General features: G+C 61.1%; 15 protein-coding genes. 8 read left to right on the top strand and 7 right to left on the bottom strand.

What is annotated here, in order from left to right; translation table 11 throughout:
* Window positions 1-99: 99 nt before the first annotated feature.
* From B0G73_RS35970 to B0G73_RS40815, 8 genes are all read left to right on the top strand, one after another.
* On the top strand, window positions 100-1,749 hold the full coding sequence (locus tag B0G73_RS35970) for a GMC family oxidoreductase (RefSeq protein ID WP_106285819.1): 1,650 nt from the start codon (window positions 100-102) through the stop codon (window positions 1,747-1,749).
* Window positions 1,750-1,780: 31 nt separating this feature from the next.
* Window positions 1,781-2,221 (top strand): nuclear transport factor 2 family protein, encoded by a 441-nt coding sequence (locus B0G73_RS35965; protein ID WP_106285818.1) that lies wholly within the window; start codon window positions 1,781-1,783, stop codon window positions 2,219-2,221.
* A gap of 80 nt (window positions 2,222-2,301) precedes the next feature.
* Window positions 2,302-2,736: a nuclear transport factor 2 family protein gene (locus tag B0G73_RS35960; protein ID WP_181196731.1), complete on the top strand. Its 435-nt coding sequence runs from the start codon at window positions 2,302-2,304 to the stop codon at window positions 2,734-2,736.
* A gap of 37 nt (window positions 2,737-2,773) precedes the next feature.
* A complete protein-coding gene (locus B0G73_RS35955; RefSeq protein WP_106285816.1) occupies window positions 2,774-3,214 on the top strand; it encodes a nuclear transport factor 2 family protein in 441 nt (146 codons plus the stop codon).
* Between the two features lie 125 nt (window positions 3,215-3,339).
* Window positions 3,340-4,434 carry an alkene reductase gene (locus B0G73_RS35950; RefSeq protein WP_106285815.1) on the top strand — a complete coding sequence of 365 codons (1,095 nt, stop codon included), beginning with the start codon at window positions 3,340-3,342 and terminating at the stop codon, window positions 4,432-4,434.
* A 240-nt stretch (window positions 4,435-4,674) separates the two neighbouring features.
* The gene (locus tag B0G73_RS35945; RefSeq protein WP_106285814.1) at window positions 4,675-6,024 is read left to right on the top strand and encodes a sugar MFS transporter; all 1,350 of its coding nucleotides are present in this window, start codon (window positions 4,675-4,677) and stop codon (window positions 6,022-6,024) included.
* A 428-nt stretch (window positions 6,025-6,452) separates the two neighbouring features.
* A complete protein-coding gene (locus tag B0G73_RS35940) occupies window positions 6,453-7,016 on the top strand; it encodes a GMC family oxidoreductase N-terminal domain-containing protein (RefSeq protein ID WP_106285813.1) in 564 nt (187 codons plus the stop codon).
* A gap of 161 nt (window positions 7,017-7,177) precedes the next feature.
* Window positions 7,178-7,618 (top strand): GMC oxidoreductase, encoded by a 441-nt coding sequence (locus B0G73_RS40815; RefSeq protein WP_181196729.1) that lies wholly within the window; start codon window positions 7,178-7,180, stop codon window positions 7,616-7,618.
* A 72-nt stretch (window positions 7,619-7,690) separates the two neighbouring features.
* Here B0G73_RS40815 and B0G73_RS35930 read toward each other — a convergent pair whose 3' ends face one another.
* From B0G73_RS35930 to B0G73_RS35905, 7 genes are all read right to left on the bottom strand, one after another.
* Window positions 7,691-8,569, bottom strand: coding sequence for an arginase family protein (locus B0G73_RS35930; RefSeq protein ID WP_106285811.1), 879 nt, complete (start codon window positions 8,567-8,569; stop codon window positions 7,691-7,693).
* A 232-nt stretch (window positions 8,570-8,801) separates the two neighbouring features.
* Entirely contained in the window at window positions 8,802-9,098 is a 297-nt protein-coding gene (locus B0G73_RS35925; protein WP_181196728.1) for a substrate-binding domain-containing protein, read from the bottom strand.
* A gap of 323 nt (window positions 9,099-9,421) precedes the next feature.
* On the bottom strand, window positions 9,422-9,835 hold the full coding sequence (locus tag B0G73_RS41625) for a hypothetical protein (protein WP_258194131.1): 414 nt from the start codon (window positions 9,833-9,835) through the stop codon (window positions 9,422-9,424).
* Window positions 9,836-9,905: 70 nt separating this feature from the next.
* Complete coding sequence (locus B0G73_RS41620; protein ID WP_258194130.1) at window positions 9,906-10,217, bottom strand: arginase family protein; 312 nt, start codon at window positions 10,215-10,217, stop codon at window positions 9,906-9,908.
* 220 nt (window positions 10,218-10,437) lie between these two features.
* The gene (locus B0G73_RS35915; RefSeq protein WP_106285809.1) at window positions 10,438-11,397 is read right to left on the bottom strand and encodes an ABC transporter permease; all 960 of its coding nucleotides are present in this window, start codon (window positions 11,395-11,397) and stop codon (window positions 10,438-10,440) included.
* 24 nt (window positions 11,398-11,421) lie between these two features.
* Window positions 11,422-12,429 carry an ABC transporter permease gene (locus tag B0G73_RS35910; RefSeq protein ID WP_219907322.1) on the bottom strand — a complete coding sequence of 336 codons (1,008 nt, stop codon included), beginning with the start codon at window positions 12,427-12,429 and terminating at the stop codon, window positions 11,422-11,424.
* Window positions 12,426-13,934, bottom strand: a complete 1,509-nt coding sequence (locus tag B0G73_RS35905; protein WP_106285807.1) for a sugar ABC transporter ATP-binding protein — start codon at window positions 13,932-13,934, stop codon at window positions 12,426-12,428. Before B0G73_RS35905 ends, B0G73_RS35910 begins: the two co-directional genes overlap by 4 nt.
* Between the last annotated feature and the right edge of the window lie 12 nt (window positions 13,935-13,946).

The following is a 13,946-nucleotide window of genomic DNA, read 5'->3' as shown; positions in this document are numbered from 1 at the left end:
CGGTTGTCGCGCATGCGCTATAGGCCCACGCCTCTGCCGCCTTATATTTTCTCGATCGAAGCACAAAGGAGATCACCCCTTGAGGTGATCAGGAGACAGATGGGACACGAAGCTTACGATTACATCGTGGTGGGGGGCGGCGCGGCCGGTTGCGTGGTCGCAGCGCGGCTCGGCGAAGACCCGGCAAAAACAGTCTTGTTGCTTGAGCAGGGCCCCGACGACCGCAGCATGTCGATCACGGTGAATGGCGCATATTTCCGCACCATGGGAACGCGCCGCACGGTGCAGTATTTTGCGGAACCGCAGCCTTACACGGCAAACCGGCCGATTCAGGTGATGCAGGCCAATACGCTGGGCGGTGGACATTCGATCAATGCGATGATTTACGTCCGCGGCCAGCGCGAAGATTACGACGGTTGGCGCGATGGCGGTTGCGAAGGGTGGGGCTTTGACGATGTGCTGCCCTGGTTCAGGAAAGCGGAGAACAACAAACGCCTGGCCGGGAATTTGCATGGCACCGATGGCCCGATCATCGTTTCCGATAGTCCCTACCGGCACGTGCTGGGTGACGCGTTTATCGCTGCCGCGCTTCATGCAGGGAATGATGCAGGCATCCCGGTGCAGGAAAACGCAGACTTCAACGGTATGTGCCAGGCCGGAGTCGGCTACTACCAGATATCCAGTTATCGCGGAGCACGCGTAAGCAGTGCGCGTGCGTATCTGCCGCCCGCGAAAGCGCGCGGCAATCTTGATGTCGTTACCGACATGCAGGTGCTGCGCGTTCTCATCGAGAATGGCCGCGCAACGGGCGTGCTGGTGCGCGCCGCCGACGGCAGCGAACGCCGCCTGCTCGCGCGCGACGAAGTCATTGTCGCGGCGGGCGCGGTCGGATCGCCCAAGCTGCTGATGCTGTCGGGGATCGGTCACGCCGATGCCTTGAAAGAACTCGGCATCGTTGTCCATGCCCATCTGCCAGGTGTTGGCGAAAATTTTCAGGACCACCTTGTGGCGCCCGTCGATGGCGAATTGAACGCGCCGATCAGTCTGCTTGGACAGGACCGCGGGCTCAATGCGATCCGCAATGCCTTGCATTGGGCTTTGCGACGCAAAGGCGTGCTCAGTTCCAACCTGGTCGAGGCCGGCGGTTTTCTCGATCTGGATGGCGATGGCCGCCCCGAGATCCAGATTCATACTCTCGCCATGGCGTCGACGAGTTGGGGCAAGCTGGAGGATGCCAAACCGGTACATGGCTACTCCGTGGCGCCATGCTGCCTCACTAGCCATTCGCGTGGCTCGATCAAGCTTCGGAGTGCTGATCCTAAGATCGCGCCGATCATCCTGTCGAACTACCTCAAGGATGAGCGCGATGTGGCAAATCTCATGCGCGGCGTGCGGTTCGCAAGGTCGATCCTGCGCGCGCCCACGCTCGCCCGATTTATCAAGTGCGAGCTCTTACCCGGCGCGGATATTGGCGATGACGACGCCTCGCTCGAGCGCTACGTTCGCGAGCATGTCCAGATGGCGTTTCATCCTGCCGGAACCTGCGCAATGGGGACTGGACCGAACGCGGTGGTGGATACGCGTCTGCGCGTGCACGGCATTCGAGGGCTGCGTGTCGCCGACGCGTCGGTCATGCCGACGCTCGTACGCGGCAACACCACGGCGCCGGTCGTGATGATCGCGGAGCGCGCGGCTGAGTTCATTCACCAGGAACTTTCGCGTGGCGGCGCGTTGGATTGCGTTGCCTGAGTTGGCGTACACGAAGAAAGGATAGGCCGTCATGGAAAGTATCTCGAACGTTGCTTTTACGGATTCGAAACAGGCCGTTCTGGCGTTGCTCTACCAATACTCGTGGGCTTACGACACGAACGATATGGCCCTGCTGGGAAGCGTTTTCAGCAACTCGGGCAGCACCGGCGGTGTGGTCGCCGGCACGTCGATTGGCTGGGGACAATGGCGCGGCAGGCGACAGATCGTCGATGAGCTTGCCGCGATTCGCTGCTCGCAGCCCGATCGCCGCCGTCATGTGATCACGTCGCCTGTATTCGAGTTCGTTGATCGCGAGCGCGCGCGGCTGCGCGTCTATTTGTCCTTGTTTTCCTATGCGAATGGGAAGCCGCCCCATCTCGTGACGACGGGCGAATACGTGATGAAAGCGTCCGTTCATGATGGGGGGTGGCTCATAGATTCACTCAACGAAGTTTTGGCTTCGCCGTTTTAAAGCCGCTGCTACGGCAAGGAATGGGAAAGCGATTCGGTCGATGTCGAAATAAACGGGAACAGACGATGAGTGTGAACGCCATGAATACAGAACGGCTGGCCGCGCCCGCAGCACAGGCCGTGCTGAACGTAATCCACAGTTATGCGTGGGGTTACGACGAGAACGACGCGGAGCTGTTGTCCTCCGCGTTCGCCGACGATGCCGTGACTGCCGGGACCATAGCGGAATCCGGCGTCGGCTGGGGACCGTGGAAAGGTCGCGACGCGATCGTCAATGGCTTGCTGGAGATCCGGGAGCAGCAGGACGATCGCCGCTTCCACCAGATGAGCACGCCGGTCTTTCTTTCGCTGACGCAAGACCGTGCGGTGGTCAACCTTTACCTTTCCGTGCTTGGCTGGCCGCCAGGCGCTGCACCGCGGCTTGTAACGACAGGGTGCTATCGGGCGACTCTGTCGCGAATCGACGGCGCATGGAAGCTGGTGGAGCTTGTCGCCAAACTCGACGGCGGCTTCTAGAACGCGGCCTCGTTGCCGTTCAGGATAGGATACGAAAGTGACGATCGAAGACAAGTCTGAGCCGGTCATGCTGGATATGATCGACGCTTTGAATGCCTATGCATGGGCACTGGACACGCAGCAGGAGGAACCGCTTTCACGCCTCTTCGCGCAGAACGTGATTGCACGCGTGTCGATCGAAGGACAGCCGGAACCGATTCATGCATGGGCCGGCCGTGAGCGTGTGGTGGCTGGTCTGCTGGACATGCGCAGGGCGATGCCGCGATGGAAAGGGCAACACCTTACGACGCCTTTGTTCAGTGCGGTGGCGTCATCGCGTGCGACCGTGCGTAGCTATGTGTCGCTCTTTCGCGCGGACGCTGGGCAAACGCCCGTTCTCGCGGCCACCGGGAAATACAAGGTGGAATTCTCGAATGCCGGTTCCGGATGGGCGGTCGATCAAATCGAACTGGTCTGGAATGGCGAGCCTGTCGACTGAGAGCATTCGATGCGGTGTGAGCGGCATCTCGACTTAATGTCGCGCTGCTGCCTGTGCTTTTCGATTTTTCAGGGGCATCAAATATTCGTTTGCCCGTTTGCGATCAAGCGAAAATGGAGTGAGTAATGGCAGGAATGTTTGATGAATTCGCGCTGGGTGACCTTTCGCTGCCGAATCGATTTGTGATGGCACCGTTGACGCGCGCCCGCGCTGGCGCGGGCGACGTCCCGAACGAACTCATGGCGCAGTATTACGCCCAGCGTGCGGAAGCCGGTCTCCTGATCTCCGAGGCCACCAACGTAAGCGCCATGTCGCGGCCGTTCGATCGCGCGCCGGGACTGTATACGCAGGCACAGGTGGAGGGCTGGGAGCAGGTCACCGCGCGCGTGCACGACGCGGGTGGCCGCATCTTCGCGCAACTATGGCACGGCGGCCGTGTTGGCGCGATGGGACTATTGGACTGGCGGCAACCGGTTTCGCCTTCGGGTTTCAATGACGATGTCGACAGCCTGCATGTGTGGGGCCTGCTCGACAACGGTAACTATGTGCGTGTGAACGCCACGCCGTCGCGCGCCTTGAGTACCGAGGAGGTGCGCGCCACGGTTCAGGAATATCGTCAGGCGGCCCTGAATGCACGCACGGCAGGATTCGACGGTGTTGAAATTCACGCGGCTAACGGCTACCTGCCGCATCAGTTTCTTTCGGCGCGGGTGAATCGACGCACGGACGAATATGGCGGCTCGGTCGCCAACCGGGCGCGATTCCTCGCAGAAATCGTCGATGCTGTTTCCGAGGTCTTTCCGCTATCGCGCGTCGGCGTGCGGATCTCGCCCTACACGAGCTACAACAACGCACTCGACGACCAAGTTGAGCCGATGTACGCCCATGTCTCCTCCTTTTTCGATAGCCGCAAGGTGGCCTACGTTCATATCGCCGATGTCAACGGTTGGTACGGTGCTCCCGACATGGCGAAGATTCTGGAAATCGTGCGACCTCGCTTTAGTGGCGTGCTGATCGCAAACGGCGGCCTCACTTTCGATACCGCGAACGCGCTCGTCGGCGACCGGCAAGTGGAACTCGTGTCATTCGGGCGGCATTTCATTGCGAACCCGGACCTCGTCAGCCGCCTGAAATCCGGCGCGGCGCTCAACGCCTTGCAGGAACAGAATCTCTACGCGCGCGGGGAAGCGGGATACACCGATTATCCGCGTCTGGCGTAAACGCCTGATTTGCCGCCCCGAAGGAAGCGGGGCGGCCCGCGTGAATTTTTCCACGGGTTTCTCCAGCTCGGGAATTACACCTACTGGCGTAACAGGGCCATCCGCTGGCGCGTCGGGTCGAGTCAATCCGCCCATGTCAGCGGCATCATTTCCTCAACGTCGAGTTGCTGCCCGCATCGGGCGCCATGCCGGTCACTCTGGCACTAAAGGCCGCACGACGACTACAAAGGAGACGCCAGATTGAACGCCTTTAGCCAGGAAAAGACCCTTGAAAGTTTGCGCGGGGTTCCCGTTGCCGCGATATTCATCGCGGCATTCATCACCCAGTTTTGCATGGGCATTGAAGTGATGTTTCGCATCAGCGCTTCAAGCAACATCAAGGAACAGTTTTTCGACGCAGTCGATCCACTGACTTCCGGCGCGCACATCGGCGAAATTCTGGGCGTCCTGTTTCTCGGTTTCGCGATCGCCAATTTTATTGCCGCGCCTTTCGTTGATGCGATTGGCCTCAAGCGCGTGCACCTCGCGGGCATTCTCACCTTCCTCGCCGGTACGGCAACGCTCTGCCTCGCGGTGCCGAAGACCGACAGCGCCTATGCGCTTCTGTGGTGGGGCTCGTTACTGCAGGGGCTCGCGTGGGGCGCGCTGGAGAGTGTGCTGAATCCACTCGTCGTCAGCATTTATCCCACCCGGAAAGTCGGCAGGTTGAATATTTTTCATGCTGCCTATGCCTTCGGGATGCTGAGCGCCGCGCCGATCGCCTTGCTCTGTGAAAATGCAGGCTTTGGCTGGAAGATCGAGGTCTGCGTGGTTTTCATGCCTGCCTTGGCGGCGTTGATTCTGGCATCGCGCCTGCGCTATCCGGCCAGCGAGCGGGTGATTCACGGGGTCTCGTTTGGGCAGATGTTCCGGTACACGCTGAAAGTCCCATTGTTTTATTTCTGCATGATCGCCATGTTCCTGACCGCGGCTACCGAGCTCGTGACTGCGAATTGGATCAATCTGACGCTGACGAAAGTGGTTGGCATCAGTGGTTTCTGGCTGGTGGCATTTATTTACACGGTGCACGCGTTCGTCAAGATGTTCGCCGGAGTTATCAATCGCCGGCTGGGGTCTTCGGGGATGATGACCACTGGGTCGGCGCTGGCGGCGGTCGGACTCTGGCTGCTGAGTGCCGCCCATAACCCGCTGAGCGGAATGATTGCAGCGCTGGTGTTTGGCGTGGGCACGGCGTCGATGTGGGCGACGACGCTGGCGCTCACTTCGGAGCGCTTCCCCGCAGGCGGGTCGTTTGCAATCGGAACCGTGGCGGCAGCGGGCATGCTGTCTACCTACATGATGATGCCGATCTTCGGCAAGTTGTTCGACGCGGCAAAAATTCAGGCGGCGGGTGGGGCTACGGCTTTCAAGGCGCTGGTGGTCGATTCGCCGCTTTACGACAAGGTCACGCTTTCGGCGGCTACGGACATTTTCCGCCACGGCAGTGTTATGCCCATGTTGACCGTGCTGTTCTACGGTGTGCTGTGGTGGCGCGACTATCAGCGAAAAAACGATGCCGTACGGTATGCCGCTTCGGTCGTTACCGATTAGCGATTCGCGCCGTCCATTAATTTTCGAATATAAAGATCTAGGCAAGGTCGCATTCAGAATGGAAGCATTCGACTATATCGTTGTTGGTGGAGGCGCGGCGGGCTGCGTTGTCGCGTCGAGATCGAGTGAGGACCCCGATACGACGGATTTATTGCTGGAGGAGGGACCGCACTACAGGTTCATCTTTATCAGTGCGCCGGGAGGATTCTTCAAGACTCACGTGAACCCGAGCCGGCCGGCGCGAACCATCAATATCCGTTTCTGCAGGGGCGCGTGCTGGGCGGCGGCTCGTCGATCAACGGGATGCTGTAGATCAGGGAGGGGCAGCGCCGAGACAACGACGACTGGCGCGATACCGGTTGCGCAGGTTGGGGTTATGAGGACATGTGGCCCTGGTTTCGCAAGGCCGAAAGCAATAGTCGGTATCCATGCCTTTACACGGCACCGAAGGACCGCTGAAAATATCCGATGGAGAGCATCGCCATGAATTGTCGGGTGCGTTTATTCGTGTTGCTCAGGAATCAGGTCACCTCGACGGAAGACCGATTCATTTCAACTCTGATTTCAACGGCGATGTTCAGGATGGTATTGGGTACGATCAGACATTCAGTCATCGCGGGGAGCGTATCAGTAGCGCCAGCGCGTATCTGAAAGAAGCAAGGAAGCGATCGAATCTCTCCGTTCGTACGGATTCAATGGTCACGGAAATCTCCATCGAAAGCAATCGTGCAACGGGCGTGGTTGTGAGAAGCGGGCACGCGCATCGGCGGATCCTGACGCATCGGGAAGTGATGCTATGCGCCGGTGCGTTCACGAGCCCGAAAATCCTGATGCTGTCCGGCGTTGCCCCGGCTGAACATCTTCGCGATATGGGTATCGACGTGAAATGCGATTTGCCGGGCGTTGGAGAAAATTACCGGGACCATCTTATTTCACCGGTGGACGCGGTGCTGGCCGATCCGATCAGTTTCATAGGACAGGACCGGGACTGAAATGCGTTGCGAAAAGGCGCGCAATGGTTGATGTTCCGTACCAGGCGTGCTGGCGTCTACGGTCGTCGAGAGCGGCGGATTTCTCGATATGGACGGCGATGGCAGGCCGGAGATCAACCTCAACGAGCTGGCCGTGCCGTCCGCGGGCTTGGGGGGACCCCTTGCCGCGCGACGAGCACTTTTTCTTGCTTGCGCCATCGCTGCTGACCTGCCACTCGAAAGGCTCAGTGCGCTTGCTTGATCGCGATGCGGCTTCGCCTCCGCGCGTACTCGGCAAGTTCCTCGTGGACGAGCGCGATGCGAAACGTCAAATTGCGGGCGCGCGTCTGGCCAGACGCATTCCGGAGGCGCCGTCCTTGGTCCGATATCTTCGCCGCGAACATAAACCCGGCATTGAGGTTGGCAACGATGACCGTGCAATCGAGGAATATGTTCGCGCGAAGAGTTCGACAGGTTTGCATGCAGCGGGTACGTGCGCAATGGGCACCGGACCTGACGCAGTCGTGGATTTAAGCCTCAGGGTTCGCGGTGTACGGAATCTGCGGATGGCCGGATTCATTCGCCGGGACCGCGACACGCTCAAGCATCGAAATGCCGCATAAAAGCGCGGCGTAAGCTAAATGACGCGTTTGGCACGTGCCGGAATATCGGGCGCCGACCTTTTTTGCCCTATATCAGCGGCCTAGAAGAGGAAGCTGGCGCAGCATGTTGCGCATGGCCAGCGCGTCCCAGGGTAGGTGTTCCGTAATGCCCAGGCCGACGACGTCCGAGTGCGCCGCCACGTCGTTAATCAATCGAACGATCTGAGGGATCGTCATCGAGCCTTGCGCGATGCCGTCCCAAGCCCCGGGCTGGTCGGCGGGGTTGGCGAAGAGCAGGGAGCGGAATTGGGATGCGTCCAGCACGTCGAGGTCGAAGTGAATAGCGATGTGTCGCGCACCGGTTTCTTTCAGCCAGTCGATAACGGGCTGGCTCGTTTCCGCCAAAGCTGCGGGACCGGCAAAGCGCAACTGGTTCTTCTCGATGAAATCGCCTTCGACGGGCAAAGTTTCCTTAAGCCCCGCGTACATTACGTTCTGGGGTTTAATTGGCCGCCGGACGGTTTTGACGAAGTCCGCATCGCCATTGCCGAGCAGGTTGCCCAGCACCATCGCATGGGCGTGCTCGAATTCCTTCGGCGTGAGGATGTCGGGGTGCGCGTCGATCCAGAGGACGGCGAGCTCGCCATCGTAGCGTTCGTTCAGGTAAGCGAACGGCGCGAGGTCGACCAGACAGTCACCGCCGAGCACAGCGATACGGTCGGGATTGTACTTGCGGATGCAGGCGAACGCGGCGTCAAGCTGCTCGAGTAGATCCGTGCGCGCAACGATGCCGTCTTCTTTCGGCAGCGGGCGATCCGAGGGAAGTTTGACCGGCACGGTTTCTACTGGACCATCCGTGGCCGGCGCCAGCCATGCCAGAAGCTCCGCGCCGAAATAGTAAGGAGGATTATTTCCGCCTTGCCACTGGGGCATGATCAGTCGCAGTGTGTCTGCTCGCTTGTCGAGGGACATATCGATTCTCCGTGGAAATGATAAAGCTTTACAGAAGCATGGGGCTGTGTCTTGCTTCGGCGTGTCAACCAGTTTGCCGACCGTGCCACTCTGAGTCTCCAGTCGTGGCCGGCCGACATAGCCCGTGATTTCGATGATGTCTCCGCTCGCGCCATAGCCTTTTCGCCTTGAAGCCGTCGACCATGGGATGCGCGGCCGCGCGTCCTTCTGCCTCGTAATTGCCGCCGCTGTACTAGACCCAGAGCTTGTCGTATTTCTGGTCGGGCAGCACGTCGGTCAGCAATAGCGGAATGCCGGCGCGCTGGATCTTGTGCAAGGATGGCAGAACGGCGGTACCGTCAATGGCCCACAATAGGATCGCGGCGGGCTTTTGAGCGATGGCCTGGTCCACCTGCGAGGCCTGCTGGGCGGTATCGAATTTGTTCGTGACAAGCGTGAGATCGATGCCTTTCTGCTTCGCGTATTGCACGGCCGTCGTGTTGTACGCTGCGCAGTATCCGCAGCCATCATCGGCGGCGAGCAGGATCACTGAATGGCTGGTACGGCGAACCGGACCTTGAACGGATCCTGGACATCGTACGGCCACGTTATACCGGCGTATTGATTGCGAATGGTGGGTTGACGGTCGATAAGGCAAAGTCGTTGATCGACAATCGTCGCGTGGAACTGATCGCGTTCGGCCGGCATGTCATCGTAAATCCGGATCTCGTGAGCCGATCGAAATCCGGGGCGCCGTTGAACGAACTGCGTGAGGGGGCCGTGCAGCGGGGGAGCTGCCGGATATACTGACTATCCGCGCGATCGCTGAGCTCGGCCGCACGTCCTGCCGCGGGTTCGCGGCACGACGTTTCGTCAGGCCGTAGTCGTCTGTGTGTCCGCGAGCAGTGGCAGTCGCTGCAACATCGCGCGCATTGCCAATGCGTCCCAAGGCAAATGCTCCGTGATGCCCAGGCCCACTACGTCCACCACTTTTGATACGTCGTTGATCAGCCTGACCACCTGAGCGATCGTCATCGAGCCTTCAGCGATGCCGTCGAAAGCGCCTTCTGGTGCCGCAGGATTCGAAAATAGCAGCGACCGGAATTGGGTCGAGTCAAGCACATCGAGATCGAAATGAATCGCGATGTGCTGCGCGCCGATCTCGTCAAGCCAATCGAGCACCGGCCGACTGCCGATTGCCAGCTCCAGCGGGCCGGCGTGGCGCAGACCCTTGCGGGCGATGAGTTCGCACTCGACAGGCAAGATTTCCTTCAGTCCGGCATACATCACGCGCGCCGGATCAGCGGACGGTTGACCGCTTTCGCGAAATCCGGATCGCCTTCACCAAGCAGATTTCTTAACACCATCGCGTGCGCGTGTGGAAATCGCTCGGCGTCATGATATCGGGGTGCGCGTCGATCCAGAGCACGGCCAATTTCCCGTCATATCGTTCGTTCAGATAGGCGAACGGCGCAAGGTCGACTAGGCGGTCTCCACCGCGTACGACAATGCGCTCGGGGCGATGACGGTCGATGCATTGCTTTGCCGAGTCGAGTTGGGCAAGCAGGGCGCGGCGCCCGACGATACCGGCCTCGCTCGGCAGCGGGTCCGACGTCGGCGCGTCGACCTCGACCGTTTCGAGAGGCCGCTTGAAGGAGGCGCGAGCCATGCAAGCAATTGGGCGCCGAAGTGATAAGGCGGATTGTTGCCGCCCTGCCATTGCAGCATGAGCAGGCGAAGCGTGGTAGCCGTGGGCGCGGTCGGGGACATGTGATTTTCTCCGTGAAAAGAAGGACAGGGTTCACAGAAATGCTGCGGTGCGGCTTGGCCACGGATGTCAAGAGGTGGGTCCGACGTGCAGTCTCGGCGCCGCCGGGTACGGCGGAGCGTCAGGTGCGATGACGGCCCAGCGAACCGGACAACCAGCGCGGTAGCCGCATGCGGCCGTCTGAGATCAGCACGACGAACAGTAGCGCGCCGTTGACTAGCATGATGGTAGCCGACGGGACCCCGATCAGGCTCAGACCGTTGTTCAGGATGGTCAGTGTCATGACGCCGCCAGCAATTCCGATCGGACTGCCGACGCCTCCACTCAGCGTCACGCCGCCGACAATCGCAGCGGTGGCGGCCTGAAGCACGAGATCTCCGCCAAACCGCGACGAGGCGGTCGACAAACTGATCGACGTCAATGCGCCGCACAGTCCGGCGAGGAGTCCCGACAGCATGAATGCGCCGTATAGCGCAAGCGAGACGTTTGAACCGGCCATCTCGGCCGCCTTGCGATGGCTGCCCGCCGCGCGAATGTCCCGGCCGATACGTGTGCGGGAAAGCATCAGCCCGACCAGCACGAAGGTGCCGAGGGTGATGAGACTCCGTGCCGAAAAGAGGGCGCCGACCGACCGGTCCAGCAGATCCGCCTCGTCGAAATTGTCATAGGCGAGCACCTGGCCGCCTTCGAGCCAGACTGCGAGGCCGTTTAACAGGATCATCGAGCCGAGCGTTGTGACGAGTGAGGAGACGCGCAAGCTGCGTGTAAGGGCGCCGTTCGCGACTCCGATGACTGCGCCGGCAAGCAAGGCGAGCACGATGCCGGAAACTGGGTGCGAACCTCCGGTCTTGACGAGCACGAGCCCCGCCACGGCGGAGACCGCACCGACGCTCAGATCGAATTCGCCGGCGATCATCGTCAGCGAGATGCCTAGCGTGACCAGACCAAGCAGCGCGAATGCCTGCAGCAAGGCATAAATGTTGCCAGCGGAGATGAAGCCGGGGTCGACCGCAGTGAAGATCAATAGCAGGGCGGCCGGGAATGCGAGTCGCCAGTAAGTGCGAGGGGGGAGCAGGCTCATGATAGGAGAGGGAGTAGTTGTCGTTTAACGGCGCTTGTCGCCGAGCAGGGCGCTGAGCATGACCGACAGCAGAACCGCCGCGCCCTTGACGGCAAGCTGGGCTTCGTACGGCAAATTGTCGACGATCAGCAGGTTGCCGACGATGGCGAGAAACAGGGCGCCGCATGCCGCGTCTGCGATGCGGCCGCGGCCGCCGGCGATACCGATTCCGCCCACCAGCACCGCGGCGATTGCGCTGAAATTCAGATCGCTGCCGACGAGCAGATTCGCCGTGCCGGATTGTGACGCGACGAGCACGCCGGCGGCAGCGGCGGTGCCCCCGGCGAACAGGCAGCTGGTTAGCACCGTCGCCCGCGTCCTGAGCCCGGCAATACGCGCGGCGGCGCTGTTGATGCCGACGAGTCGCAGTTCGCGGCCGAAACGCGAACGTTGCACGATCACTTCGAGCGCGAGCGTCGTTGCCGCGAACAGCAGCCCCTGGTGAGGAACGCCGGGGAACAGCACGCCGAGCCCCAGCCAGGACGCATCGCCGTCGCCGATGATAGTGCGCCCGCCGGTAAGAAGCGAGGCGGTGCCGGTGATCACGGAGGCGGCGGCGATCGATGCGATGATCGGATTGCAGCGCAGCACGCCGATCGCGATCCCTTGCGTAGCGCCAAGGACGACGCCGGTTGCAATCGCGGCAACCGCGGCAGGGATCATGCCGAAGCCGAGCGACGACACGAACACGATCGCTGCAAACGCGGCGGTCGCCCCGGTCGATAGCAGGAACAGCTGGCCACACAGGGTCACGGCCGCGAGGCCGATCGCCGCGGTGCCAATGGAGGCTGTCGAATAGAGGATCGCGGCAAGATTGGCCGGCGACGCGAAATGCGGCACCGCGATACTCGCGACGCCCAGCATGACGACGCACAGAATGCGTATCGATGTTGCCTGGACGCGAGTGGCGCTGAACTGATGGCGTAACCACATAGGGAGCTTCGACCCGGACGGGCCGGTCGCGTTGAGGGTGGACGAGCGTAGTGTTGTCATGCGGCCTCCGGAACGTGCGATCCGTGCAGGATGTCCTGCAGAATGTCGTCGCCGGTCGTGTTGCTGCGTTCACGCACGCGAACGACGTTGCCGCGATACACGGTGACGATGCGTTGGGCGACTTCCATGATTTCCTCCAGGTCAGTCGAATAGAAGATCACTGTCATACCCGTCTGCGTCATCGTGCGCAGGCGGGCGTAAATTTCGGCCCGGGCGCCGATATCGACGCCTCGGGTTGGCTCATTGAGTAGCAACAGGCGGGGGCGGGTGGCCGCCGCCTTGGCGATGGCCACCTTCTGCTGGTTACCGCCGCTGAGCGTCGATACGTCATGGGGCATGCGACTGGGGTCGATCTGGAATTGCGTGGCGAGACTAACGGCGAGTTGACGCTCGGCCATTGCCGAAAGCCATCCACGCGGGCTGATCGTCGACAGCACATGCGAGGTCAGGTTGACGCCGATCGGCGCGTCGAGAAAGACGCCCTTGCCGGCGCGGTCGTCGGGAACGTAAGCGATGCCTGCGGCGTGCGCCATGTCGATACTGCGCAGTGCAACCGCGCTGCCATCCAGTTCGATATAGCCCCCATACTCCGGATGAAGGCCCGCGAGGGCCTCGACGAATGCGTCGGCGCCCGAGCCCAGTTGACCGGCGATCGCCACGATATCCCCTGGCGCGACCGCGAGATCGACGGCCGAGAATCGGCCTGGCGCCGCGAGGGAGCGGGTCCGCAACCGCGTAGGCTTGCCCGACACGGAGTGCGTGGACGCCGCATGATCGCTCCGCACGAGATCGCGGCCAATCATCGCGTGGACTAGCTCGTCACTGGTTAGTCCGGCGGTTTCTCGCGTCCAGATGTGCTGTCCGCTGCGAAACACCGTGACACGGTCGGTTAGCGCAAAAATCTCGTCGAGCCGGTGGCTGATGATGACGAGCGATGCGCCGGCGTCGCGAAGCTTGTACAGCACGTGGAAGACCTGGGTGATTTCCGCCTCGGAAAGCGTTGCCGTGGGTTCATCGAGCAGGAGAACGCGAGCGCCGCGCGCAACGCCGCGCGCGATCTCGACGAGTTGTTTCTCCGCAAGGCTGAGCGTCGAGGCGAGCTGCGCCGGATGAATGTGTTGCAGACCGACCGCATCGAGGTGTTCGCGCACGATGCGCTCGAAGCGACGCCGAATGTAGACGGCACCGACCTCTGGTGCGCCGAGCATGACGTTGTCGAGTACAGATAGGTGCGGGACAATCGACAGTTCCTGATGAACGATCGAAATGAGACGTGGATCGACCCGTTCGCCGAGCGCGAGAGGTTCGTTATCGACGACGATCGTGCCGGTGTCCGGTTTGACGACGCCCCCGAGGATCTTGACGACGGTGCTCTTGCCCGCACCGTTTTCGCCGCAGAGTCCGTGAATTTCGCCGCGCCGCAGCTCGAAGCTCACGTCACGCAGGGCTTCCACGCCGCCGTAGCGTTTGCTGAGATGTTGCGCGATGAGTATGGAATCGGTCATGGTGTTGCCGTT

It is taken from the genome of Paraburkholderia sp. BL25I1N1, from assembly GCF_003002025.1.
Lineage (GTDB): Bacteria > Pseudomonadota > Gammaproteobacteria > Burkholderiales > Burkholderiaceae > Paraburkholderia.
Note: the sequence above shows the minus strand (reverse complement) of the source record. Positions and strands in the feature narration are given on the sequence as shown.

Coding starts and splice junctions, on each gene's coding strand:
- B0G73_RS35940 (WP_106285813.1), top strand. CDS start 6,453: ATGCCTTTACACGGCACCGAAGGACCGCTGAAAATATCCGATGGAGAG.
- B0G73_RS35905 (WP_106285807.1), bottom strand. CDS start 13,934: ATGACCGATTCCATACTCATCGCGCAACATCTCAGCAAACGCTACGGC.
- B0G73_RS35960 (WP_181196731.1), top strand. CDS start 2,302: ATGAATACAGAACGGCTGGCCGCGCCCGCAGCACAGGCCGTGCTGAAC.
- B0G73_RS35930 (WP_106285811.1), bottom strand. CDS start 8,569: ATGTCCCTCGACAAGCGAGCAGACACACTGCGACTGATCATGCCCCAG.
- B0G73_RS35965 (WP_106285818.1), top strand. CDS start 1,781: ATGGAAAGTATCTCGAACGTTGCTTTTACGGATTCGAAACAGGCCGTT.
- B0G73_RS35910 (WP_219907322.1), bottom strand. CDS start 12,429: ATGACAACACTACGCTCGTCCACCCTCAACGCGACCGGCCCGTCCGGG.
- B0G73_RS41620 (WP_258194130.1), bottom strand. CDS start 10,217: ATGGCTCGCGCCTCCTTCAAGCGGCCTCTCGAAACGGTCGAGGTCGAC.
- B0G73_RS35970 (WP_106285819.1), top strand. CDS start 100: ATGGGACACGAAGCTTACGATTACATCGTGGTGGGGGGCGGCGCGGCC.
- B0G73_RS35915 (WP_106285809.1), bottom strand. CDS start 11,397: ATGAGCCTGCTCCCCCCTCGCACTTACTGGCGACTCGCATTCCCGGCC.
- B0G73_RS41625 (WP_258194131.1), bottom strand. CDS start 9,835: ATGTATGCCGGACTGAAGGAAATCTTGCCTGTCGAGTGCGAACTCATC.
- B0G73_RS35950 (WP_106285815.1), top strand. CDS start 3,340: ATGGCAGGAATGTTTGATGAATTCGCGCTGGGTGACCTTTCGCTGCCG.